The sequence below is a fragment of the Paenibacillus sp. FSL K6-1122 genome (assembly GCF_037977015.1).
In the GTDB taxonomy this organism is placed as follows: domain Bacteria; phylum Bacillota; class Bacilli; order Paenibacillales; family Paenibacillaceae; genus Paenibacillus; species Paenibacillus amylolyticus.
Window position 1 is genome coordinate 4835370 of sequence record NZ_CP150272.1, and the last position, 25787, is coordinate 4861156.

Annotated in this window: 21 protein-coding genes; 6 read left to right on the forward strand and 15 right to left on the reverse strand. The window is 46.4% G+C overall.

What is annotated here, in order from left to right:
* Positions 1–151: 151 nt before the first annotated feature.
* From NSQ20_RS21740 to NSQ20_RS21760, 5 genes are all read right to left on the reverse strand, one after another.
* Positions 152–445, reverse strand: a complete 294-nt coding sequence (locus NSQ20_RS21740; RefSeq protein ID WP_036614657.1) for a YlaN family protein — start codon at positions 443–445, stop codon at positions 152–154.
* 225 nt (positions 446–670) lie between these two features.
* The gene (locus tag NSQ20_RS21745; protein ID WP_036614658.1) at positions 671–916 is read right to left on the reverse strand and encodes an HPr family phosphocarrier protein; all 246 of its coding nucleotides are present in this window, start codon (positions 914–916) and stop codon (positions 671–673) included.
* A 96-nt stretch (positions 917–1012) separates the two neighbouring features.
* Positions 1013–2128 (reverse strand): aminopeptidase, encoded by a 1116-nt coding sequence (locus tag NSQ20_RS21750; protein ID WP_076328038.1) that lies wholly within the window; start codon positions 2126–2128, stop codon positions 1013–1015.
* 111 nt (positions 2129–2239) lie between these two features.
* The gene (locus NSQ20_RS21755) at positions 2240–3130 is read right to left on the reverse strand and encodes a hypothetical protein (protein ID WP_076250858.1); all 891 of its coding nucleotides are present in this window, start codon (positions 3128–3130) and stop codon (positions 2240–2242) included.
* A 101-nt stretch (positions 3131–3231) separates the two neighbouring features.
* Positions 3232–5223, reverse strand: a complete 1992-nt coding sequence (locus tag NSQ20_RS21760) for a sensor domain-containing diguanylate cyclase (protein ID WP_340017933.1) — start codon at positions 5221–5223, stop codon at positions 3232–3234.
* A gap of 465 nt (positions 5224–5688) precedes the next feature.
* Between NSQ20_RS21760 and rpsD the strand changes: the two genes are divergently transcribed.
* From rpsD to NSQ20_RS21775, 3 genes are all read left to right on the forward strand, one after another.
* A complete protein-coding gene (gene rpsD / locus NSQ20_RS21765) occupies positions 5689–6288 on the forward strand; it encodes a 30S ribosomal protein S4 (RefSeq protein ID WP_017687421.1) in 600 nt (199 codons plus the stop codon).
* A 188-nt stretch (positions 6289–6476) separates the two neighbouring features.
* Positions 6477–8582: a methyl-accepting chemotaxis protein gene (locus NSQ20_RS21770; RefSeq protein ID WP_340017934.1), complete on the forward strand. Its 2106-nt coding sequence runs from the start codon at positions 6477–6479 to the stop codon at positions 8580–8582.
* Positions 8583–8811: 229 nt separating this feature from the next.
* On the forward strand, positions 8812–11907 hold the full coding sequence (locus NSQ20_RS21775) for a transglycosylase domain-containing protein (protein WP_340017935.1): 3096 nt from the start codon (positions 8812–8814) through the stop codon (positions 11905–11907).
* A 238-nt stretch (positions 11908–12145) separates the two neighbouring features.
* On the opposite strand, the gene acsA is transcribed toward NSQ20_RS21775, so the two are convergent.
* A complete protein-coding gene (gene acsA / locus NSQ20_RS21780; protein ID WP_076328043.1) occupies positions 12146–13870 on the reverse strand; it encodes an acetate--CoA ligase in 1725 nt (574 codons plus the stop codon).
* Positions 13871–14168: 298 nt separating this feature from the next.
* On the opposite strand from acsA, the gene NSQ20_RS21785 reads away from it, so the two are divergent.
* Positions 14169–14801, forward strand: a complete 633-nt coding sequence (locus NSQ20_RS21785) for a GNAT family N-acetyltransferase (RefSeq protein WP_076328044.1) — start codon at positions 14169–14171, stop codon at positions 14799–14801.
* A gap of 135 nt (positions 14802–14936) precedes the next feature.
* Here NSQ20_RS21785 and NSQ20_RS21790 read toward each other — a convergent pair whose 3' ends face one another.
* The 4 genes from NSQ20_RS21790 to NSQ20_RS21805 all read right to left on the reverse strand — a co-directional run bounded on the left by NSQ20_RS21790 (position 14937) and on the right by NSQ20_RS21805 (position 17745).
* Positions 14937–15632 carry a 5'-methylthioadenosine/adenosylhomocysteine nucleosidase gene (locus NSQ20_RS21790; RefSeq protein WP_076328045.1) on the reverse strand — a complete coding sequence of 232 codons (696 nt, stop codon included), beginning with the start codon at positions 15630–15632 and terminating at the stop codon, positions 14937–14939.
* Between the two features lie 123 nt (positions 15633–15755).
* The gene (ccpA, locus tag NSQ20_RS21795; RefSeq protein ID WP_036674877.1) at positions 15756–16769 is read right to left on the reverse strand and encodes a catabolite control protein A; all 1014 of its coding nucleotides are present in this window, start codon (positions 16767–16769) and stop codon (positions 15756–15758) included.
* Positions 16770–16861: 92 nt separating this feature from the next.
* Entirely contained in the window at positions 16862–17209 is a 348-nt protein-coding gene (gene ytxJ / locus NSQ20_RS21800) for a bacillithiol system redox-active protein YtxJ (RefSeq protein WP_036674876.1), read from the reverse strand.
* Between the two features lie 122 nt (positions 17210–17331).
* Positions 17332–17745, reverse strand: coding sequence for a hypothetical protein (locus NSQ20_RS21805; protein ID WP_083677402.1), 414 nt, complete (start codon positions 17743–17745; stop codon positions 17332–17334).
* A 276-nt stretch (positions 17746–18021) separates the two neighbouring features.
* On the opposite strand from NSQ20_RS21805, the gene NSQ20_RS21810 reads away from it, so the two are divergent.
* Positions 18022–18546, forward strand: a complete 525-nt coding sequence (locus NSQ20_RS21810) for a type 1 glutamine amidotransferase domain-containing protein (protein ID WP_076328047.1) — start codon at positions 18022–18024, stop codon at positions 18544–18546.
* Positions 18547–18666: 120 nt separating this feature from the next.
* On the opposite strand, the gene ptsP is transcribed toward NSQ20_RS21810, so the two are convergent.
* The 4 genes from ptsP to aroA form a co-directional block, all read right to left on the reverse strand.
* On the reverse strand, positions 18667–20427 hold the full coding sequence (gene ptsP, locus NSQ20_RS21815) for a phosphoenolpyruvate--protein phosphotransferase (protein ID WP_036674873.1): 1761 nt from the start codon (positions 20425–20427) through the stop codon (positions 18667–18669).
* Complete coding sequence (locus NSQ20_RS21820) at positions 20424–22304, reverse strand: glucose PTS transporter subunit IIA (RefSeq protein WP_036674872.1); 1881 nt, start codon at positions 22302–22304, stop codon at positions 20424–20426. Before NSQ20_RS21820 ends, ptsP begins: the two co-directional genes overlap by 4 nt.
* Before the next feature lie 196 nt (positions 22305–22500).
* Positions 22501–22935 (reverse strand): CoA-binding protein, encoded by a 435-nt coding sequence (locus NSQ20_RS21825; protein WP_017687409.1) that lies wholly within the window; start codon positions 22933–22935, stop codon positions 22501–22503.
* A gap of 59 nt (positions 22936–22994) precedes the next feature.
* Positions 22995–24290 carry a 3-phosphoshikimate 1-carboxyvinyltransferase gene (gene aroA / locus NSQ20_RS21830; protein ID WP_076328048.1) on the reverse strand — a complete coding sequence of 432 codons (1296 nt, stop codon included), beginning with the start codon at positions 24288–24290 and terminating at the stop codon, positions 22995–22997.
* 105 nt (positions 24291–24395) lie between these two features.
* On the opposite strand from aroA, the gene NSQ20_RS21835 reads away from it, so the two are divergent.
* The gene (locus NSQ20_RS21835; protein ID WP_017687407.1) at positions 24396–24701 is read left to right on the forward strand and encodes a rhodanese-like domain-containing protein; all 306 of its coding nucleotides are present in this window, start codon (positions 24396–24398) and stop codon (positions 24699–24701) included.
* Between the two features lie 136 nt (positions 24702–24837).
* Here NSQ20_RS21835 and NSQ20_RS21840 read toward each other — a convergent pair whose 3' ends face one another.
* On the reverse strand, positions 24838–25347 hold the full coding sequence (locus tag NSQ20_RS21840) for a shikimate kinase (protein ID WP_036614703.1): 510 nt from the start codon (positions 25345–25347) through the stop codon (positions 24838–24840).
* Positions 25348–25787: the final 440 nt, after the last annotated feature.

Below are 25787 nucleotides of genomic sequence, written 5' to 3' on the forward strand. Positions count from 1 at the left end.
GCCACAAGAGGCAGCCCCAATATACATTTGGAGCTGTCTCTTTATTTGTATACGCCTTCCGGCTGGCTTTCATCCCAGTCCCGTTCAGGCGCACAAAAAAAGCATGCATAAACGCCTGCATGCCTTCTATTCTGACCCGCGCATTTGCAGGCTATTGCTCATTCTTCTTGTTCAAGGCTTCATATAAAATTGCCAAATTCCGCTCAAGCGCGCTAACCAGCTGCTTACCTGCACCTTCTGGAAGGAGCCCTGCACGAACAGCAAAATCAACTTCTTTGGAGAACCCATACATCTGTGTATCCAATACTTCCTCATAGAGAGGGCAGTAGCGGGTAGCCAGATTCTCCATCTGTACTTCAATAAGCTTCTGTATTTTATCTGCATCTTCTTGAAGAAGACTGATCGCTTTCAAACTCAGCTGGTCCTGCAGATCAGATGAAGTCATGCATTTTTCCCCCCTATGTCCCAAAAATCGCGTAAAGACGTTCTACCTCTAATATTAGACGAAATGAAGAGCTAATACAAGAACCTGACCAAAATAAGCCCGCAAAGTTAAGCCTTTTGTTGAAGCTTAATCCACCTGTTCCAGTCACGTCCAGACGAGTATTCAGATCATTCCATGCCAAAAAACACCCCTGCCAAAAAAGGCAAAGGTGCTTCTTGAGAGCTATTACTCAGATGCGATGCTTACATTCAGTCCATGCTTGGCAAATACTTCTGACATGGCTGCTTTCGCTTCAACTGCATCTGGACCATGAACATGCAGTTCATAGCTGTGCGTGCTGATCAGCGTTGTAAACAATCCGAGAATACTTTTTACATCGATATACTTGTTCTCCGAATGAAGCACGATTGAAGAAGTAAACTTGCCTGCTGTTTGAGCAATTTCTACTACAGCCGCGTTATTACTCGACATAGGAATCCCTCCGTCTTTTTACTATTGGTATCATCTATTAATTACCACTACATGATACCGTGAATCCGCTTTCCTAGCAACAGCAAAATCCTGTTCCTACTTCAAACGGTCCGGATTCAAGCATTCCAGCTCAGGAATGACAAAAATACCGTCTTTACGAATCAGCACATCGTCAAAATAAATCTCCCCGCCGCCATAATCCGGACGCTGGATTAATACGAGATCCCAGTGGATAGACGAGCGGTTGCCATTGTCGGTTTCTTCATACGCCTGACCTGGCGTAAAGTGTAAGCTGCCTGCGATTTTCTCATCAAACAGGATGTCTTTCATCGGATGAAGAATATGCGGGTTAAATCCAATTGCAAATTCACCGATATGACGAGCACCCTCATCCGAATTCAGGATTTCATTCAAACGCTCTGTATCGTTACTTGTCGCTTCAACAATTTTGCCATCCTTGAACGTGAACTTGATATTTTCAAAAGTCACTCCATTGTACAGGGTTGGCGAGTTATAACTAATCGTTCCGTTCACGGAATTGCGCACAGGGGCACTGTACACTTCGCCATCCGGGATATTTTTTTGGCCAGAACATTTCTCTGCACCGATATCTTTAATGGAGAAGCTCAGCTCTGTTCCTGGTCCGGTGATACGAACTTTATCCGTCCGCTTCATCAGGTTAGCAAGCGAGTCCTGCGCTTTGTCCATTTTGGCGTAATCCAGGTTACATACGTCGAAGTAGAAATCTTCGAACGCTTCTGTACTTGTATTGGCGAGTTGCGCCATACTTGCGTTAGGGTAACGCAGTACAACCCATTTCGTATGTTTGACACGTTGTTCACTATGTACCGGGTGGGAGTACAATGAATTGTACATTTTCATTTTTTCTTCCGGCACATCGGACAGATCATTCACATTTTCTCCCGCACGAATACCGATATAACAATCCATCTGTTTCATACGGTTCAGATCAATCTCTGCCCATGTTTTCATCATTTCTTCTGTGGCATTTTTCAGCATCGCACGCTGTACGGTTTTATCAGTCAACTGTACAAAGACGTTACCACCTTTTTTTCCTACCTCTTCAATAATGGCGTTAATCAGATCACGTTCCGATCCAATCATCTCAACCAATACATTTTCACCAGGCTGTACATCTACTGAATAGCCCACCAGGTTTGCTGCAAGCTTTTGAATTCTTGGGTCTTTCATCTTGGTAAAATCCTCCTGTCATCTGCCATACTTGAATTGAACAACGGTAAATTACGATACTATTGTAGCACGCGAACAGTCCTCCCGTCAGCAGGCAGTCCCTCACTTCGTTTATTGATATGACTTGAAGTTAACATCGGTGACAAGGGCTTCTTTGTTACTTTTACGGTTGTTGTCCGTGTAACTCATCTGACTTTCAGAGGATAAGCGAAGAGGCAGACTGCTCTTCCGATCTACCGTGAGATGATATACCGTCTGCACGCTCGCTTGTTTCATCATCTGTTGCATCGTTGTTTCACCCTGTTTCCAAACTTTCTCCAGATCCTTCTCAAGCTTCTCCTTACGCGCCCCTTTCACCGTAGCTGCCTTATGCATATATTCTGCCCGAATGGCGTTCATCTCGTCGTTTAGCTGGGTTACAGCCCATGATTTGGCGTCTTCCGGTGCAAGTTCAATCCGTAATGTTCTGGTTCGACGACCAGCACCATACTCGGATTGAATGGTTTTGTGCATCCCATCGATCTTCTCCAATTGGGCAATTGGATTAAATCGAGAAAGAGACCCACGCAGCGGCTCATGCTGCGCTGACAATGCCATCCATTGCCCTTGTTTCCGCTCGAAAGAGGCGCTAAACCCACTGGGCTGTCCATTATTTTTTACGGCAGTTGTTTGAATGCCTGTCCCCACAGCAGTTACTTCTCCAGGTAATCGGGTCTGAAGGGTCAAACGATCATGATTCTCCAGCTTGCCTTCGAATTTGAACTGATTCTCAAACAGCCCACTGTTTTCCCGTCGAAGTCCTGCCTCTCCTTCAAAACTCAACGTTTCTTTTCCCGCTATCCCCGATAAAGCCAAGGAAAAGACCTCTTCAGGCGTTTGATCTCGCTGGATTAATCCACAACCCGGAACACCAATAATCACGATGCTCACAAATAACCATAATGTACGTACCGAATGGCGGTTAAACATGTCTATCTTCACCCTTCCATGAACTTTCTCCATAGATTGCCCCGCCCGTATACGCTTATACTTCCTTCTATACACATCTTGATTCTCCCATGCACAAAAAAAGAGAACGACTCCGCAATTGGAATTGTTCTCTCTTAACGTGTTACTTCCTGTTCCTCTACAACGATTCTGTTCCGACCACCATTCTTGGCGCTGTACAAAGCCATATCAGCCCGATAAAACAAGGACTCTACACTGACCTTTTCATCCATCCAACTCCACTCTGCGATGCCACTGGATACCGTAACGGGCGGTCTGGTCTCTTCTGCGACTCTCTTTCGAATCACTTCCGCATAATCTAACGCCTGCCTTACACTCACCTGTGGCATATAGATCGCCAGTTCTTCTCCACCCCATCTGGCGCAGACATCCTCCGAGCGAACAGAGCTGGTGACGATCTCACTCACTTGCTTCAATACTTGATCCCCCGTCTGGTGTCCGAATGTGTCATTCACCTGTTTGAACTGATCAATATCCACCACAATGAGGGAGCCACAGAATTCATGAGCCTGTCGCTCGTGAATCACACTGTCCAGATAATGCCTCACGTACAGGCCTGTCAACATATCCAGATTAGCCAAGCGCCGAACCTCGGCATGCAGTGTGGCATTTGACAGGGCAAGCCCGATATGAATAGATAACATCTGCAAGAGCCTATAGTTATCATATGAAAAGTAGTGCTCTCTACTGTGTCCCAGCAAAATGGCACCCTTCACTTCACCATTGACTCTGATCGGTGATGCAATCAGTGACATGGATCCCGTATCTTCCATGAAAAAGGAGGACACTTTATCAAATTGCGCATAATTGGCTATAATAAGCGGTTCCTCTGTTCGATAGACCAAACCTGCGATACCGTAGTCTACAGAAAAGGATCGGTGAAAAACATCTTTCACGTTAGATGACATGACTTCGAAGTCATTGGTACTGTCATTGAGTTGAAGAATGCAACACGTTTCAGCCTGGAATATTTCCTTTAACTCTTGTTCGGATAATTGATAAATCTCTGAAAGATGCAGACTCTTGTTCAACCGCTGTGTAAGATCATTAATTAAACGAAGTTCCTGAATTAACATATTGGATTGTTCATGCAACTTGGCGTTCTCAAAGGCCGTTCCTGCAGTGTCTACCATCATCGTAATCAATTGCAAGTCCGATTCTTCCATAATCTCTTCATTCATTTCGATATGGAACACACCGTATATGCCTTGTTTGCCTTTCAGCGGAATCCCTACATCTACAATGCGGTTCTCTGCATCATGTGAGCGAGCAACGATCAGCTTACCTTCCATAAATGAACGCACACAAATATCTTCTCCTCGCTCGTGGACAAGCAACGGTTTAATCCGTGGATCAGAGTTGCTCTGATCCTGAGACATATACAATTTGATATAAGTGGCCGGGTACAAGTAATCCATACTGTCAAATACCTCATCCAATATGGCCTCGACATCCATTTTGTCATGCATTCGCTGAACAATCTGAAAGAGGATGGACCTCCGGTGTTCCTCACGAGCTGTTTGTTCATGAGCATGTAACAGGTCCGTCATAAATATGTATTCGAATCTTCGGTAAAAGCAGGTGTGATAATGCAATGCCTCAGATTGAACCACAGCTTCAGACGTTTCATATCCATTGGATTCATAGATCACAGCAGTGAATACGGCAAACATATCCTTGTTAGTTCTGGAGAATAAGGGATGTGTTATTATAAGATATTCTCCGTGTTCGCTTGTCCCTTTAAGGGACAGGGCCTGTCTCTTATCCAAACATTCCAATACCAGCCTGCGTGCATTTACGCCCGGATCAGTTTCATGATCGCTATCGTATCCTATGCAATCACCTTCCGTGTTCCACACGCTGTAAAAGGTTGATGGTCTGGCCAGCCTTGAACCCACTCTGGAGTTCCAGTCACTGTATGCCTGCTCTAGCAAGCTGCCCAAATATGAAAAATCAAAAGGTGTGATATCCATTTTTTGCATCCACAACACATGCTCTTCATGAGAACGAGGAGCGGCAAAAGATGCGGAATCGCCCGAACTTCGTGAATTCAAGCTGGCAGGTAAACTTCTTAGATGTTCTAACATGTCAGGCGCTCCTTTGCACCGTTTTTGCATCCACCAGGATGCATTAATCTGCAGACGTTATCGCAAACCTGCAAATTCGTTGCGATAACCTTGTTACATAAAGATGATTTAAAGTTAAGATACAATCTATTTTACTCTGTTTAAACCATTTTTGCATCCATATTTCAGAAAATTGTCCCATTATTTTAGGCCCAATGACCTATCGACAAATTTAGACGTTTTTTTGCTTTTATTCTGCGCTTGACTTTGTTTCTCTTAAACTGTAATATAAATTGTTGATGAAGACTACTAATGGGTCTTTAAATTTGGGCATTACCGGTTGTGTCACCCTCATTCTTTTTGTTGCTTTCAGGACAGCGGCTGAACTTTCCTGATCGTTCTATGCGTGGCCAAGCCCGCATCAACAAATTGGAGCGCAAACAGAGCCCTAATATGAACTTTAACTAAAAAGGAGCTACTTTAAACATGGCACGTTACACTGGTCCTAAATTTAAATTGAGCCGTCGCCTCGGCATTTCCCTTAGCGGAACAGGCAAAGAATTGAAACGTCCTTTCCCTCCAGGTCAGCACGGAGCTAACCAACGCAGAAAAATCAGCAACTACGGTATGCAATTGCAAGAAAAACAAAAATTGCGCCACATGTACGGTTTGGGCGAGAAGCAATTCCGCACACTGTTCTCTAAAGCTCAAAAAATGCAAGGTATTGCCGGTGAGAACTTCATGTTCTTGCTTGAGTGCCGCCTTGACAACCTCGTTTACCGCCTTGGGTTTGCTAACTCCCGCGCTGGAGCGCGTCAGTTGGTAGCACACGGTCACGTAACTGTAAACGGTAAAAAAGTCGATATCGCTTCTTACCAAGTAAGCACTGGCGATGTAATCGGCTTGCGTGAGAAGAGCCGCGCTCTTTCTTCCATTAAAGAAGCTTTGGAAGGCCGTTCGCATCTTCCAGCATACGTTGAATACAACGAAGCAGCTGTAGAAGGTAAATTCATCCGCTTGCCTGAGCGTGCTGAATTGTCCCAAGACATCGATGAAAAACAAATCGTCGAGTTCTACAACCGTTAATCGTTGCAATCACATTAAAGTTTCAACCCAAACAGCTGTCGAGATTTTCTCGACAGCTGTTTTTCTATGCTTTTTTTTAATTATCTTCATTATAGGAACGTAAATAACGATATAAAATATAGACTCCCTTCAGGAGAAGCACACATCCATATATACATCACAAGAATGACATCGAGGGGGATTAAAACATGCATTTTTTTCGCAATCGCAAGCTTGCTGTTAAGCTTGGACTTTTACTCGGGATCGTATTACTCTGTTGTATTGGAGCCCTGATTGCATTTAATACCAAATCCATTTACGACAAAAGCCTCCAGTACGGCGAAACCGTTGCTGGACAGGCAGCAAACCGGGCTACGAATGAGTTTATGACTGACATTAATCAGGTGAAAAACACGTTGGACACCATGAGTACCACGTTATTGGATGCAGCTCAGAACGGATCACTCAACCGTGAAGAAGTCGTCAGACTCCTTGAACAATATCTGAAGAAGGACGAGAAAGTTTTTGGCTTTTATACGGGCTGGGAACCAAATGCCTTCGATGGAAACGATGCGGAGCACATCAACAAAAAAGAATATGATGATGCTACGGGTCGATTCGTTCCATACGTTATACGTGATGGCAACTCCCTGCATTTTGAGCCTATGCCTACTTATGAGGGAAGCGGTGAAACTAGTACTTACTATCAGCATCCAAAGAAAACCAAATCCATCTATTGGTCCGAACCTGTTACCTACACGGTTGGCGGAAAAGAAACACTGCTCGTTTCGATTGTCCTCCCTCTATTAGATGAAAACAAAAATTTTCTAGGCATTGTTGGGGCCGACTTTACCATTGATCGTTTTCAACAAAATATAGCATCACTTAATCCGGATCGGGGTTATGCCATGCTTATTACTAGCGAAGGACAGATTGCTGCACACGGCTCCAAACCGGAGCTGGCTCATGAAGGAGCCGTAATTCCATCTGAAATGAAGACAGTCATTCAGCGTATACAGTCTGGCGAGTCTCAGTTTTACGCTACAGACCCTGAAGTAGGTGAAGAACTATTTATTGCCGAGCCTGCCAGGTTACAAGGAACAGATTCAAACTGGTACCTTGTATCGGCGCTGCCAAAGAGCCATATCCTTCAACCCTTCTATGACAGCTTGAACTGGTCCATACTGATTGCCGCACTGGCAGTACTTCTGCTTGCAGGTGTGGTTACCTACACCATCATCTCCATTGTTAGACAGTTGAATCAAGTTAATATCGTCGCTGGACAGCTGGCTGGCGGAGATTTGACACAAAAGTTACCTGTACGATCCAAAGATGAATTTGGCATCATGGCGGGTCATATGAATCAGATGATGGATACCCTGCGTCATACCATATCGGTTATATCCGAACATGCTTTATCTGTCGGCTCCACCTCTCAACAGTTGACCGCAGGTGCCGAAGAAACAGGTAAAGCCGCCGAACTGATTGCATTAACAGGAGTCGAACTTGCAGATAAAGCAGGTAAACAGGTGCAGGAGCTGCAAGAGTCCTCCCGTTCCATGAATGAAATATCTGCAGGGATCGGAAGAATTGCAAAGGCCGCCTCCGATGTATCCGATTCATCGCGAACTGTGGCCGAACGAACAACCATCGGAACTGATAAGATTCAGTCCGCTATGCGTATGGTCGATAGTGCCACTTCTTCTGTGCAGACGTCGATGACCGCACTGGAGAATTTCCGCCAACGTTCGGAAGAGATTGGCCATATTACAGGCATGATCACGGAAGTTAGCCGTCAAACCAACCTACTTGCACTTAATGCTTCCATTGAAGCATCGCGAGCAGGTGAACACGGGCGCGGGTTCGGTGTTGTTGCTTCCGAGATTCGTAATCTGGCTGAACAATCCAGAGTATCAGCAGCGCAGATTGCAGCGTTAATTCATAGCGTTCAGCAAGAGGTCCTTTCTCTCGTTGAAAATATGGAACATGGGAATGCCGAGGTGAGCCATATAGCGGAAGTGATTAATGAGAGTGGTGAACTATTCCTCTCGATTTCATCACAGATTTCAGATGTTAATGAGCAGATTGAGCATGTCTCAGCCATTGCGCAGCAGATGTCAGCTGGATCCCAACAGGTTGATGCCACGTTAGTGCAACTCAAAACCATTGGTCATGAGACAGCAGATCACGCAACTCGTGTCGCCTCTGCCTCTGAAGAACAACTCGCATCCATGGAAGAGATTACGGCGGCATCTGCCTCACTGGCTAATCTTACCCAGGAACTATTAGAGCTGATTCAACGATTCAAAACCTAATGTAGAAGACCTCCATTACGACACATCATTCAGGCCACCCTATGCACCTCAGCATGGAGGTGGCTTGCTTATTATGGCTTACAACTCATGAAATGTGCTTCAATATCGCATGATATATAGCATAATGCATGGCAGAATGGCAAATTTCGACCATTACTTGTATTTCTCAGGCATGCAAACCCGCCTTTTTATGCTATAATAAGTGCTGTTAAAAGGAGGAAGACACTGAATGGTTGATGTTAATAAGAAAAAGCCCGATGAACAGCCTGTACGCAAGCGTAGCTTTGCCCGCAGACTGGGAAGTTTCGTCAAATGGATGGTTGTCCTTGGCTTTATGGGGGCACTATTTGTAGGCGGTGCTTTGATGGGATACGTCAGTTCCATTGTGAAAGACGAGCCTGTCCGTTCAAGGGCCCTGATTGAACAAAAAGTCAGCGAAAACTCCATCACAGGCTTTGCTTACTTTGCCGACGGCAGTCCGATCGGTCAATTACGTACGGAAGAAGACAGGCGTCCGGTCACTACGGACCAGATCCCACAGAAGGTTATTGATGCTGTCATTTCGATTGAAGACAATCATTTTTACGAACATAAAGGTGTAGACATGAGCGGAACACTGCGTGCCGTGAAACAGAAAGTGCTGAAAGAATCAGTACAAACCGGCGGTAGTACACTGACTCAGCAATTGGCACGTCGTGTGTTTTTGAATCTGGATCGCACGGAAGATCGGAAAGTGAAAGAAATTTTGCTCTCACTCCGACTCGAACGTTTCCTGACCAAAGACGAGATCATGACAGCCTATCTGAACAAAGTTCCTTTTGGTAATGGTTCCAGCGGATACAACGTTTACGGAATCAAAGCGGCAGCCAAAGGATTGTTCAATATTAACGATCTGGAAAAAATCAACATCGCTCAAGCTGCTTATCTTGCTGGATTGCCACAACTCCCCTCCTCTTACTCCGCTTTTAACGGTAAAGGTGATTTTGTAGAGGAGAATTTTGACCGCGCAATCAACCGTCAGCATCTGGTACTACGCCGTATGCTTGAACTGGGCAAAATCAATCAGACCGAGTATGACAAAGCTCTTGCTTTTGATATCAAAAGCTCTCTCGCTCCGAAGACCATCAAGGCTTACAACACTTATCCATATCTTATGATGGAAACAGAACGACAAGCTGCACAGATTTTGATGAAACAGTTGAATTCCGACACAGCTGAATCTACAGACAAAGCTACGGATGCAGACACACCTCAGAAGGAAAGCAGTGCATTATTAGAGGAAGCTCAGACGCAACTGCGGACAGGTGGATATCGTATATACACGACCATCAACAAAAGTATCTACAAAACGATGCGTACCATTGCGGAAGATGACAGCAATTTCTCAGCAGATGATCCTGTCAAAGGAAAAGAACAAACTGCTGCTATGCTGATTAATCACAAAACCGGTGCAATTCTAGGGATGATTGAGGGACGGGATTTCCAGGATGAACAGATGAACTACGCAACGCAGATGATACGCCAGCCAGGTTCAACGATGAAACCTATAGCCGCTTATCTTCCTGCGCTAGATGAAGGTCTTGTTCAGCCAGCTTCAATTATTGATGACTCACCGATCATTCTCAAAAATGGTCCGAGCGGATACCACATTGCCAAGAATGCCAACAACCGGTATCAGGGACTAGTCACTGCCCGCAGAGCACTGAATTATTCTCTCAATATACCAGCTCTGAAGTTGTTTAATGAAGAAGTGGGGATCGAGAAGGCTTGGACCTTCGCCAAGAAACTGGGGATTACCACCATTCAGAAGGAAGACTATCAGGCTCAGACTGGTGTTCTCGGAGGTCTCCAATACGGTGTAACCGTTGAAGAATTAACCAGTGCCTATGGTGCTATCGCCAATAAGGGTGTATATAACGATTCTTACATGATTAGCAAAATTGTAGACTCCAAAGGAAACATCGTTTATAAACACGATACTGAACCTGTCCAAGCCTTCTCGGAGCAGACAGCATACCTGATGACCGATATGCTGCGGACCGTTATTACAGAAGGAACGGCAGATAAAGTACGTGAAAATTACAAATATTCCAAGAGTGTGCCAATCGTAGGTAAAACGGGTTCCACTCAAAACTACGCAGATGTGTGGTTTGAAGGTTATACACCAGATGTCACACTTGGTGTGTGGGTTGGATACAAACAGCCCGTGAATACGCTGGAAAGTAAATCACAAAGAAAACGTGCGCAGCAACTATGGTCGAAAATCCTGAACGAAGTGATCGATACGCAAAAAGATCTGTTCGTTACGGATTCGTTCAAAAAACCGTCTGGCATCGAAACGCGCACGGTGTCTGCATACAGTGGCAAGTTGCCAACATCCATGACTGATAAATTTGTTACGGATATTTTCAACAGCAAGTTTGTTCCGAAGGATAGCGATGACGGTGTAGCCAAAGCCAAGTACATTACTTACAATGGTGTAAACTATATTCCGCGTGACGGAACACCTTCGGACATGTTGAAGGAAAAAACAGTAATCAAGCGTAAAAAACCAATCTCGGATCTCATCAAAGAATTGCAAAATGCATTCTCACGTATGAGTCGACATGAGTCACTTGCTTATTATCTTCCTGAAGATGCTGGTGCAGACATGCCAACACAGATTGATCCAAGGACAGATAACGGAAAAGCTCCTGATGCACCAAGCAACGTACGCATCTCAACCTCAGGTGACAGAGCTGTCATTACATTTAATGCCACACCTGAAAATGATGTCGTGGGTTATCGTCTGTACCGTTCTGTAAACGGTGGAGGATTCCAGAACCAGGGTCAGGTTGTCCTGACTGGTGAATCCAGATCATTCTCTGCATATGCAGCGCAAGGCGGTAACTTCGCCTTCTATGTAACGGCAGTGGATGTTGCCGGCAGAGAATCTGCTCCTAGCGCTACAGTAAATAGTGCTGGTGTAGCTCCTCCTGTGGAAGAAGAGATTGATGAACCGATTGAAGTTCCAGGTACAGTCGTTACGCCGGGAGAAACGCAGACCGATAATACAACAACGACAGCCCCAGGCACACCTGGTCAAGTCAGCGTATCTGCCCTCACGCAAGGACTGCGTATTCAATGGGCGTCCAGTCCAAACGCAGATAGTTATACTGTATATTACAGTGAAACAGGCTCGGCTCCTTACACCAAAATTGGAACAACAGCGGGAAATACCATGGATTATGGAGTACCCGCATCGACCAGTGGATGGTTCAAGGTATCTGCCAGCAACAGTGCGGGTGAATCCGAGCCTTCTGCAGCCCTACATTTTCAACCCTGATTCAGGCATAGCGTTCCAAAACAAGCCGCATCCTCAGACTGTATCTGAGTGTGCGGCTTTTTATTTGTATTTACAGCAGCCAAAAAGCCTGCTTCATGCCATTGGCATAAAGCAGGCTTTTACAATCCATTTTAATGGGTAGAGTCACTGTATTTGGCTTCGTAGAGTATTAACTTCTCCCCACTACTCAATGTATCGGTATCGATAGCACCACATTGATGATCCTAGCATTATCGCGTTAGTCTTCAATGGTGGATAGATCTCCTGTTGGCAGATCAAGCTCCCAGGCCTTCAGCACACGGCGCATGATCTTGCCGGAACGTGTCTTGGGCAGTTTATCCTTGAACTCAATCTCACGCGGAGCAGCGTGGGCAGACAGGCCCTCTTTGACAAAACGATAGATCTCTTCTTTCAGCTCCGGTGTCGCCTCATATCCTTCACGAAGCGCCACAAAGGCCTTGATGATCTCCCCACGTGTCACATCCGGCTTACCGATTACACCCGCCTCTGCTACCGCAGGATGCTCCACGAGCTTGCTCTCGACCTCAAAGGGGCCAATACGCTCGCCTGACGAATTAATCACATCATCAATACGTCCCTGGAACCAGAAATATCCTTCTTCATCCATATAAGCGGAATCACCGGATACATACCAACCCGTAAGCCTGAAATACTCCTCGTATTTCACCGGGTTATTCCAGATCTTCGCCATCATGGATGGCCAAGGTGCCCGTATGGCCAGATTACCCATACTGTACGGCGGTAATTCCTGCCCGCGATCATCAATAATCGCTGCTTCGATTCCAGGCAACGGACGTCCCATGGAGCCAGGCTTAATCGGCATTCCGGGATAGTTACAGATTAGCTGTGCACCTGTTTCCGTCATCCACCATGTATCATGAATCCGCTGACCATAGGCTTTCCATCCCCAACGAACAACCTCCGGATTGAGCGGTTCACCAACAGACATGACATGACGCAGACTGCTCAGATCATGCTGGGCAATGGTCTCTTCTCCCGCTCCCATCAGCATACGAAAGGCCGTTGGTGCACTGTACCAGATCGTGACTTTGTTCTTCTGGATGGTGCTGTACCAATCTTGAGGACTGAAACGACCACCCCGTATCACATTGGTCACTCCGTTGAGCCATGGAGCAAAGATACCGTAAGAAGTGCCTGTCACCCAACCAGGGTCAGCAGTGCACCAGTATACATCATCCTCGCGTAAATCCAAGACAACCTTACCTGTATAATAGTGCTGAATCATAGCATTTTGAACATGGTACACCCCTTTGGGTTTACCCGTAGAGCCTGAGGTATAGTGAATAAGCAAACCATCCTCACGATTCAGCCACTCTACTTCCATCTCATCCGAAGCGGCTGACATCTCTGCATCAAAATCGATGAGTCCTTCCTCAGTCTGCGCGCCCCCACCCACAATAAATATATGTTTGAGCTCGGGCAATTCGGAACGTTTGATGCGTTTTAGCAATTCCGGAGTGGTGACGAGCGCTACTGCTCCGCTATCCTCCAGCCGATCCTTCACAGCCGTTTCCATAAAAGCTTCGAACAACGGGCCCGCGATGGCTCCAGCTTTCAATATGCCCAGGAGACTAAAATACAGCTCAGGACTTCGAGGCATAAAAATAAACACCCGTTCCCCTTTGACTATGCCATATTTGCGGAGAACGTTCCCGAACCGACTCGACTGTTCACTCAGATCAGCAAAAGTATAGGACTCTTCGCGTGAAGCATCGCTATACAATAAAGCGGTTTTCCCGCCCCTTCCTTCCAGTACATGACGATCAATCGCTTCATGCGCCATGTTTACTTTTCCGCTGGCGTGCCACGTAAAGTGCCTTTCCACCGATTCCCAATCGAACCGGCTTCTCGCCTCCGTGTAATCGCCCAGATTAGATTCAGACACAACCGTTTGCAGCATCTCACCATGTGCTTGACTCATGCTTGCCAGCCTCCTTCAACTCGACATTTCGATTCCCGTTAGGGGTCACTTCTCATTGCCTTTGTGTTGACTGAACTTCCAGTTAGCGCTTACATTAGTAGAGAGAACTTCTCATCATGTACTTGCTCGGCCAAACAGATGTTAACTATACTGTATTGAATTGTGAACATTTTTTGTCTACGCAATTATAGCAAATCTTTTCAATTGTCGTCTATGGCTTTTCAATTTTTTGGATTTTTGCTATAGCGTTCTTTTTGAAGAACAACCTCTAAAAGTAGGAAAGAGAGGAGCATGAACCATGGAACATATCAAAGAACATCATATGCGTTCCATCTTCAAGTCCGGCCACCGAATTACTGTTGAAGGCCCCGTGCAAGCCGAGGAGATAACCCGTCTTGCCTTCCATCCAGATCTGGATGCCTTTCGGCGCCCAACGGAGCAGCAGGAAGCTCTGGCCGAGATCGCAGCATTGCCTGAAGGGCGAATTATCATTGCACACGAAAATGAAACCATTATCGGCTATGTAACCTTTCACTATGCGGATGAGTGTGAACGCTGGTCCGAGGGCAACATGACTGATCTGATTGAGCTTGGGGCAATTGAGGTTGCGGACAACTATCGCTCGCTTGGCATTGGACGTGAGATGTTGCTCACAGCTCTGGAAGATAAACACATGGAGAACTACATTATTTTCACGACAGAATATTATTGGCATTGGGATCTGAAGGGCAGCGGACTAAACGTATGGGATTATCGCAAAATGATGGAGAGGCTGATGCAAACGATCGACATGACCTGGTATGCAACAGACGACCCCGAAATCTGTTCACATCCTGCGAACTGTTTGATGGTACGAATCGGAAGTCATGTACCCATAACATCGGAAGAACAGTTTGATCGTGTGCGTTTCCGCCACCGGTTTATGTACTAATGCAATGATCTGTTCCAAACGATATACATAACAAAAACCGCCTCTCGCAGCGTTGCTCCATACTTCATGGAACAGCTAATCAAAAGGCGGTTTTTCATTGATTTTGGGTTGGCATTGCAATCGTAATTTATGCCATTACATATTTTCTAACATATGCTCCACAATACGGTGTGAACGCTGAGAAGATTCCACGGTAAATTCAGCAAAGTTAACATGCGCAGAACCATCCGCTTTATCTGACATCCCACGCAGGACAACAAACGGTACTCGATTCATGTAACAGACCTGGGCAACTGCTGCCCCTTCCATCTCGGCACATGCACCGTCCATTTCAGTATATAACATGTTAACCGTATCTTTATTCGCAATAAATTGGTCTCCAGATAACACTTTACCGACCAGATAATTGGCTCCCTGAGCTTTACACGCTTCTTCAGCCAGTGTAATAAGCGAAGCCTCGGCAGGGAATGCAGATGTCTCCTGGTAAGGAATAACCCCGCGTGCAAACCCCAGTGGCGTTACATCCATGTCGTGCTGAACACATACAGACGATATAACCATATCTCCAATGTTCAACTCCGGGTTAACTGCACCCGCAACACCTGTGAAGATAATCCGATTAACCTGAAAACGATCAATCAAGATCTGCGTTGTAACCGCTGCATTTACTTTACCTACGCCGGATTTGCACACAACAATTTGCTTGCCCAGCCACTCGCCTGCAATGTATGTAATCCCGGTTTGTTTGACCGTCTCAAGCTGCTTCATGCCTGCCAGCAGAAGCTCGACTTCCTCATCCATCGCTCCGATAATCCCAATCGTTTCACGCATCTTCCGAATACCTCCTGTTTTCACTTTTAACCTCATTCAGCACAAAAGCTCCGTCTCCGGAGCTTTCGCATATCCACTATGTAGAGAGAACAATGACTTCTCCCTTACTGTATATAATCCCGATTAAACTACATCTGCATGACTTACAGACAGACGAAGAATCGTTTCATGCGGCAAAATAACCCGTGGGTTCTCCACATTTTCTTTCTTCATCAACTTGGTCAGCAAACGCATCGCTACTGCGCCAAGGTCGTACATTGGCTGAGCCACTGTTGTCAACTGAGGACGCACCATGGAAGCCATACGGATGTTATCCACACTAATAATGGAGAAGTCATCCGGTACTTTCAGACCGTCATCCTGAATGCTGTGAATGGCACCAATGGCCATTTCATCGGTAGCAGCAAAGATAGCTGATGGTTTTTTCTTGAGTCCAAGGAAATATTTCATTGCTTCCACACCGGATTCATATCGATAGTTACCGATTCGAACAAGATCCTCCTGGTATTCAATCCCCGCTGCTTCCAGTGCTTTTTTGTAACCTTGGAAACGGGCATATCCATTCGCCGGATCTTGCAGTGTACCACTGATCATCGCAATTTCCTTGTGTCCATGACGAATCAGGGTGTTTACCGCATCAAACGCAGCCGACTCATGGTCAATATCCACCGAAGGGAATGTGCCCTTCTCATCACTTGTTGCACAAAGTACAATCGGCACAGCCGCAGACTGGAACGCCTGAATGTGTTCGTCCGTTACTGTTCCGCCCATGAAGAGCAGTCCGTCTACTTGTTTTTCGAGCAACGTGTTGATAACACGAATTTCTTTTTCTTTCTTCTTATCTGCATTACACAAAATAATATTGTAGTGATACATATTCGCAATATCTTCAATTCCGCGGGCAATCTCCGCGAAGGTTGAGTTCGAAATATCCGGAATAACAACCCCGACCGTGGTTGTCTTCTTGCTTGCCAGACCTCTGGCTACCGCATTCGGACGATATCCCAACCGCTCGATGGCTTCATATACTTTTTTCCGCGTTTGCGGTTTGACATTAGGGTTATTATTAACTACCCGTGATACCGTTGCCATAGACACTCCAGCTTCACGTGCCACATCATAAATGGTTACCGTCACAGTACTTCTCTCCATTACCAGTAAATTTTCATACCATTTTCATTAAGATTTATATTACGACAAATTTTTGCATTAATCAATTAAAATAGGCTTTAGGACTCACTCAAAACATTCGTAAGTGTGGTTCTAGTAATATCTGAATGGGAAGTATGCCATACAGGAATTCCCTTTTTAATCAGGATCGCCTGTGGAGATTCGTGCTTAACACCCAGCTTGTCTGCTGCTTCATTGGATACCGGGCGATCTTCCACAACATAGATAATGCCATATTTCACTTGTTCATTGGCATTGTTAAGCAAATAATCGTTCATCTCCTGATAAGCGTTTGAGCTGATCGGACAGCGCGTGCTATGCTTAAACAGAAGCAAGGGTTGATCCTTGGTAGCCTCCACTGCGGAGTTTAGCTGTTCAATACTTGTCATTTTAGTCATGTCAGCCATTAGATATACATCCCCCTTTACCAGGAATACCGCTATGTTGAGCGTTTTCACTCTTCGATATCTTAACAAAAAGTGCGCGAAAAAGCCAATTTTCATGAAAACAAGCATTTTACACGTCAAAATTAGACAGCATTTGAGAAGTACTCCTGCCACACAAATCCGGATAATTGACTTAATCTACGCTCCGTGGTCTCCATCCACGCTGCATCACCAGACTTCGTTGCGTAACCCATAATGTCCAGCAGCAGATTGATACGCTCCTCCACTGCTTGCTGCATACGATGTTCCATCTCCCGATCGGTCGCATCCGGCCAGGCCAGCAGTAACTCATGAAACAGGTCTGCCAGTTCATTACGTTCACCAAAAGATACGTCTTGCTTCACGGGCTGTTCACCCAATGTGTTAATGCATTCTGTTAAGTCCGGCTTGACCGGCGGAAGCACTTCATATGATACACAGTCTGTACACGCAAATACGGGTACGTTTCGAATCTCCACTTTTTTGGCGTACACCACTGTTCTTAATTCCAACTCCATTACATGTCCACATCTGCACGACTTGCGCACCACCATCACCTCATTCGTTCTATACTCTATATAAGTACCATTCGACCTATTTCTGCTCAAATCCTGCTATAAACGAAAGGTTGCACAAATTACCACTCCCTCCAGATGAAGGTTGTCGAATGCAGGCAGTTACTGACTTGTAATCGCTTCCTCCAAACTGAATATGCACTTCCATGAAGTCCCTTGGAGAATCTGTTACAATTAAAGACGCAACAGACCTAATCACCACAAAAAGGAGAGATGGACATGAGATTAACCGGCAAAAAAGTCATCGCTCTGGTCGATGAAGAATTCGAGGATTTAGAATTGTGGTACCCTGTACATCGGGTTCGTGAAGAAGGTGCAGAAGTGCATCTTGCTGGAGAGAAAAAAGGAAAAACCTATATTGGCAAATATGGTGTGCCTGCTGAAGCCGAATACAGTTTCGATGAACTCGACAGTTCAGATTACGATGGCATTCTCGTGCCAGGCGGCTGGGCACCAGACAAGCTGCGTCGTTATCCCAAAATACTGGAGCTTGTAAAGGAAATGAATGCAGACCGGAAACCGATTGGACAGATCTGTCATGCGGGCTGGGTGCTGATTTCTGCCAAAATTCTGGACGGGGTTACAGTAACCTCTACACCAGGCATTCGGGATGACATGGAAAATGCAGGTGCTATCTGGAAAGATGAAGCCGTTGTTGTTGATGGACATATCATCTCAGCTCGTCGCCCGCCTGACCTTCCCCCTTATGGCAAGGCATTCTGTGATGCACTCGCTGACAAGTAAAAATAACCCCATTGTGCTCTCATGCACAGTGGGGTTATTTTATATAACAAGGTTTACAACAAATAATTATCATAAATGTAAATATATTAACTTAAAGGTATTTATATCCAGTTATCCTAATTACGATGCGTTCGAACCACTTTGTTCATCCGGACTTCCCGTGGAGTCATTAAAGACTTGCAGTCGCTCCTCAATATCTCCGCTGGTCCGTAAGGCGAAGCACTTTCGCGCTTCTTCTTTGGCGGTCGATGCTGTTGTGTTCAGCACTCTGTGCTTCACACGTAACAAGGATTGTGGAGACATACTCAAGTGGCGAATGCCAAGCTCCAACCAAAGCGGAATGGCACGTTCGTCCCCTGCCATCTCTCCGCACACACTGACATCAATTCCAGCCGTATGAGCCGCATCTGCTGTCGCACGAAGCATCCGCAGAACAGCCGGATGATAGGGGTGATACATATGAGCAATCTGCTCATTCATTCGATCTACTGCAAGTACATATTGAACCAGATCGTTCGTACCAATACTGAAGAAATCAGCTTCCTCTGCGAGCAGATCAGCAATCATCACCGCTGCAGGAACTTCGATCATAATTCCCACCTGAATGTGAGGATCGTATGATAATCCCCGCTCGTCCAGATCAGACATCGCCTCACGGAGAATCTCATTGGCCTGTTGAAGTTCTTCCACCGAAGAGATCATCGGGTACATGATTTTGACATTTCCGGCCGCACTGGCACGCAAGATGGCTGTAAGCTGTGTTTTGAACAGATCCTTGCGGTCGAGACTAATCCGAATGGCACGGTACCCCAGAAACGGATTGTCTTCCTCCGGCAATTCGAAATAATCGAGTTGCTTGTCACCACCGATATCCAGTGTACGAATAACAACAGATTGTCCTGCTGTTTTCTCTGCCACAAGACGATATACCTCATACTGTTCTTGCTCACCCGGGAACGTAGCACGGTCCATATACAAAAACTCTGTTCGGAACAAGCCCACACCTTTGGCTCCTTGTTTCAAAGCAAGGTCCAATTCCTTCACCGAACTGATATTGGAAGCCAAGTGCAAAACGGCCCCATCTTTGGTTACAGCATCCACGGTAGCAAGGACTTGAAGTTGTTCCTTTTTCTTCAGTTGCTTGCTGCGAAGCATGGTATACCGTTCAATGGTCTTGCGATCCGGGTCCGTAAATACCAAGCCATTGTCACCATCCACCACAAGCATATCCCCTGTCTCTACCGGCATGCCAAGACTCGCTTCCAGACCGGAAACGAGAGGAATGCCAAGGGCACGAGCCATAATCGCAGAATGTGATGTTTTCCCACCAATCAAGGTCACGATCCCTAGCACATGGGTCGGATTCAGATGCGCTAGTTGAGATGGCGACAGTTCTTTGGCAACGAGTACATACGGCTGGGTATCCGAAGGAAGTGTAATCTCCGGTGCACCGAGCAAATGCTTGAGCAGACGGTTACCCACATCCTTGATGTCAATGGCCCGCTCCTTCATATACTCGTCTTCCAGCAAATCAAACATCGTGACAAAATGGTCTATGGCTTCTTTGACCGCCACTTCTGCTGCCTTATATTGACGCTCAATAATGCCGCGAATTTCGTTCATGAATACCGGATCTTCCAGGATTGCCAGATGTGCATCAAAGATACTGGACTCCTCTGGACCAACAACTTCCTTGAACTCATTTTTAATATATTCGATCTCATCCTTTGATGTCCGTATGCCCTCATACAGCCGTTCGAACTCTTGGGCGAGATCCACCGAATCCATCTTCTGATCCGGCAGATCCCATTCCCAACTGGGCAGGACAAATGCTTTGCCGATGGCTATGCCTGCAGCTCCGTTGATGCCTTGTATCTTCATTCTACCCCTCCAACGTTCCTGTCATAGAGCACCACGGACATAACGGATGCCTGACCTTTCTTAACTTGCTTAAATGGAGCAAAACTCCACGATTTTACACGATCTGGATTCGTAATTACCATTGGTGTTGTTAGTGACGCCGCTTGCTCGCGGAGTACTGCCAGATCAAACTTGATCAACAACTGCCCCGGCTCCACCGTATCGCCCTCCTGAACAAAAGCTTCAAAATGGCCTTTCAACTGAGAGGTATCGATGCCGATATGCAGCAACACTTCAAGCCCCTCACGGGTAGATATACCCAAGGCATGCATGGTCGGGTACAAGTGCATAATCGTTCCGTACACGGGTGAGACCAGCTCTCCCTTTTCCGGGACAAAGGCTACACCATCACCGACAAGCTTGGCTGCAAAGATCTGATCCGGCACCTCTTCAATCGGGAGCATTTTGCCCTGAACGGGGGCACAGAACAGAACCTGTTGCAGATCTCTTTCCAGCAGCTTCGCGATTTCTTCCCGAATCAATTCCGAGTAGGTCCCGAATACCACCTGTACGTTACCGCCACCCAGCTTGATCAGTCCAGCGGACCCCATACTCTTCATGGCACCCGTGTCGATCAGGCGGTCATCATGCACAGTCAGACGAAGACGTGTAATACATGCTTCAACCTGTACAATGTTACTCTTCCCACCCAATGCTTCGAGGATTAAAGGTGCCTGATAAGGAATGTTACCTACCCAATCTTCCAGCATGGAGCCCTCTTCACGTCCTGGTGTTGGAATCTTGAACGTACGAATCGCCCATCGGAACAGAAAGTAGTAAACCAGCCCATATAGTATGCCAATCGGAATGAGCTTCCAAGCATTCTCCGATAGATGGAAATTGAGTATGTAATCAATAATACCTGCGGAGTAAGAAAATCCATGCCGGATATCAAGCCAGTAACTAATCCACATGGCAACGCCGGACATCACTGCATGCACGATGAACAGATATGGTGCCGCGAACAAAAAAGCAAACTCAATCTGTTCCGATACCCCGGTTAGAAAACAAACGAGTGCCGATGTCAGAAAAGTTTTCTTGATCTTTGGTTTCAGATCTTCCCTGGCTTCCTGAATAATAGCAAAGGCTATTGCCGGAATGGCAAACATCATGATGGGAAACAAACCTGCCATAAAGAATCCTGCTGTTGGATCACCTGCAAAAAATCGGGGCAAATCCCCTTGCACAATGTTACCATCAGGCGTTTCAAACGTCCCTAACTGGAACCAAAACACATTGTTAAGCAGGTGATGAAGCCCAAAAGCAACCAGCACCCTGTATAACACCCCGTAGATGAATAGTCCAAAACCCCCGAGACTGTATTCCCAGGTAGCAATGCCGTTCAATCCATGCTGTAGGATCGGAGCGAGCCATAACATAAAACAGGAGAACAATGCCGAACAGAGTCCGACAATGAGCAAAACAAACCTTGAACCTCCAAAAAATTGTAAAATTTCAGGCAGTTTAATGCTTTTAAACCGATTATGCATCCCACCGGCAAGCGCGCCGAGTATGATTCCGATTAAGGAAGCGGGCTGAACGGTGCCATCCCCGAAGTTCCGAGTCACCTGATCATATATCACGATACCAGCCAGAGCAGCAAGTCCCGCTTGTCCGGCCTGGTTGGAGAGTCCCAGTGCTACACCGACAGCGAACAGATACGGTAAGAAATAAAAAATACCGTGTCCGGCCACGGTAGACACTTCACCGACAATATCCAATCCCCAGGCGTCCCAAGGCAGACTGCCAACACTGAGCAAAATTGCGGCGGCGGGCAGGACCATTGTAGGCAGCATTACCGCTCGTCCGAGCTGCTGCAAGGATCCGAGCCAATTCATGGCGACCTCTCCTTTCTATCCTAGATGGTAAGCTTTACGCAACGTTTTGTCAAAGCAAAACAGTAACCAATTGGTAATTAATACGGCAAAAATAGAACAGAAAAAATCCCGTCAACTTCAAGTTAACGGGATTCATCCTATAATCATTCAATTGGTTCAGATCAAGAGATCATTCGATCACAGGTGAACGAGCCTCTCAGCCGCGTCCAGCGCCGCGCAGAACGATGGAATCCTCTACCTTGATACAACGATTCGTTACCGCTGTCATGCCGTTCTCTGCAGCAATCTGGACCGCTTCATCACTATGGATGCCAAGCTGCAGCCACAGCACATTTGCTTTGATGGCAGCGGCGTCACGAGCGACATCCGCGCAAAACTCTTCGCGACGAAACACATTGACAATGTCTACCGGCTCTGGAATATCCGCGAGTGTGGCATATACCGTCTCGCCAAGGATTTCACCTTGCACCTGTGGATTAACCGGGATGATGCGATAACCTCTGCTCTGCATGGCTTCTGCCACCATATAGGAAGTGCGATCTGATTTGTCTGATAAGCCGACGACTGCGATGTTGCCTGCCTTGCGCAAAAGTTGTCCAATTTCTTCACGAGTAGGGTTGTTAAATTCCATGTTCAAGCACCATCCTTTTCTGATTAAAGTGCGTGTTCAAAAAATAGGTTTTCAGTTATTTACTCTTTTACCCATTGAACCGAGGCGCCAAGCGCCTGCAAATGATCGAAATATTGCGGATAAGACTTGGCTACATGGTGTGCATCCCGAATACGAAGCGGCTCCTTGGAACGCAGACCAACAACAGTGAGCGCCATAATTACGCGATGATCGTAATGAGCGTTAATCTCAACGCCGCCTTCAACGCCTTCTGGACGTCCATGTACGATAATCTCAGCTTGACGCTCTTCAACGTTTGCTCCTGCCTTCCGCAGTTCGTTCAAGTAATCGGTGATTCGGTCACATTCCTTGTAACGCAGGTTCTCTACATTATAGAACCGTGACGTGCCTTCCGCAAACACAGCTGCGGCTACCATAGCCAAAACGGCGTCCGTGGCGGCATCCCCGTCGAATTCGATCGCTTTCAGTCTGCCATTACCTTGAACGTGTACAACATCGTTCTCATGTGTCAATGGCACTTCCATCATGCGCAGCACGTCAACGATGGCACGTTCACCCTGTTTGCTCTGCTCCATCAGGCGCAGAATTTTCACATCAGACTGTGTAACCGCTGCTGCGGCAAGAACCGCTGCTGAACCCGGGTAGTCCCCTTGAACCGTGTAGGTCGTCGGCTGGTAAGCCTGTCCACCTGGTACACGGAAGGACATGTAATCATCACTTGCATGGATAACGATACCTGCCTGCTCCAGCACTTCCAGGGTCTGTCCGATAACGACCTTGGACTTCAGGTCATTCAGTACTTCAATGGTGCTGTCTTCTGCAAGCAACGGAGTTACAAACAACAACGCACTCAGATATTGGGAGCTGACGGAGCCGGATACACGAATGTGTCCACCCTTGGCATTGCCACCCTTGATTGTAATCGGCAGGCGTCCTTGTTCATGCTGTACATCTACACCCAATTGACTAAGCGCATCGATCAGGTCATCATGTGGACGTTTGCCCAGCGAATCCGGGTACGTATTCACAAAAGTAACTTCAGGGCAGAGGGCTGTAACGCCCATCAGGAAACGAAGTACAGCACCCGCATTCCCAACATTCAATTCACGCACATCACGGGGATGACTGCCAAAACCCTGGATCACAATCTTGCTGTCGTCTTCTTCAAGTACTGCCCCCAGATCGCGAATACATCTGCGCATGGCGTCACTGTCTTCACTGTGTGCCGGGAAATGAATAGTACTTGTGCCTTCTGCCAGCGCAGCAGCCAGCAAATAGCGAGTCGTGTAGTTTTTAGAGGACAGAGCCCCGATTTCCCCGTTCAGAGTGGGGGTTGGTTTAACAATAACGTCCATGGATGAAATTCTCCTTCATTGATTATATTGTGGCCAAATTGACATTCCGTGCATCGCTTGGGTATCATTATAGCGTTAAGTCCATACAGAAAAGAGGACCTGAATATGACACAAATAGCTGAAATTGAAACGTCTGAGCTGCGCCGCCGTTTACAGGCGGGAGAGAAGTTGCAGATGATAGACGTCCGTGAGGACGATGAAGTCGCGCAAGGCATGATCGAAGGAGCCAAGCATATTCCGCTTGGACAGATTCCGGACCGTCTGTCTGAGATTGAGAAATCAGGCGAGATCGTGATCATCTGTCGTAGCGGTTACCGCAGTGAGCGTGCATGTGAATATCTGCAGCAACTGGGATATGAAGGCTGTACAAACATGGTCGGCGGTATGCTTCAGTGGCAACAGGAAGACTAGAGAAGCTCGGAGAGAAGCGAAGTCATTTGTAACCTTGTGACCTCAGCTCTGCTCCACTCCTAGAAACGGGCCTATATGGCCCGTTTTGTTATATCTGCCACCACCTATCACCCATCAAACTTCGATGATAACAAGCTTAGACGCGGTAATGCGCTAAAATTAAACGAGTCACTTCAGCAGCGGATAACTCGGTTGTATCCACCGTATAATGTGCGAACCGATATGCGTCTTTCCGTTCTTCCATAATTGCCTGAATGCGTTCCTCTGCATTGCCTGCGAGGAGTGGGCGATTGTCACAGCCACTAACACGCTCTACAATCACTGCCGGATCAGCAGTCAAGGCAACAACCCAACCATTCTTCAACATCACGTCACAATTATCCGAACGCAGCACCACGCCACCTCCGGTCGCTATGACCTGTGACTTCTTCTCCAGCACCGAGCATAACATGCGGCTCTCGGCATCACGGAAATACGTCTCTCCCTTGCCAGTGAACAATTCCGGAATCGTACAGCCTTCCTCTTTTTCCACCGCGGCGTCTACATCAATCAATCGATAACCAAGCTCGCGTGCAAGCATGTCAGCGACGGTTGATTTGCCGGTTCCCATCATACCGATGAGAATAATATTGTTAGACTTGCTCAAGGTGTACACTCCTTTAATTCAAGCAATTCGTGAGCACTTTTGTCCTATCATAACACAGCCCTGCGGACTGGGAAAGACCATCTCCTCACTGACTTCCTTTCGACCATCCGCAAGTACTTCCAAGACAGATTAAGTAACTCCCGGCATCTAAGCCTACGGCAGATCACCCTTAAGCAGTTTTGAGCCCCCAAACGTTTTCAATCAGTGACCAACTAGTAACTTAACGAACAGCAATGAGCTTATTTACGTAAAATAGGAGCAGATAAACTTCTAACGAATCTCAGTAAACTTATTTCAAAAAAATCACCGTCAAAACAGCGAAATCTCGCTGCAAATTATTGAAATAGGGCCTATTGAGTTCGTTAAAAAATAGAACCGGCTCATTTTTCCAAAATAGAGTGTCTCATGTTCATTAGGTCTAGAACCAGCAACATATCTTC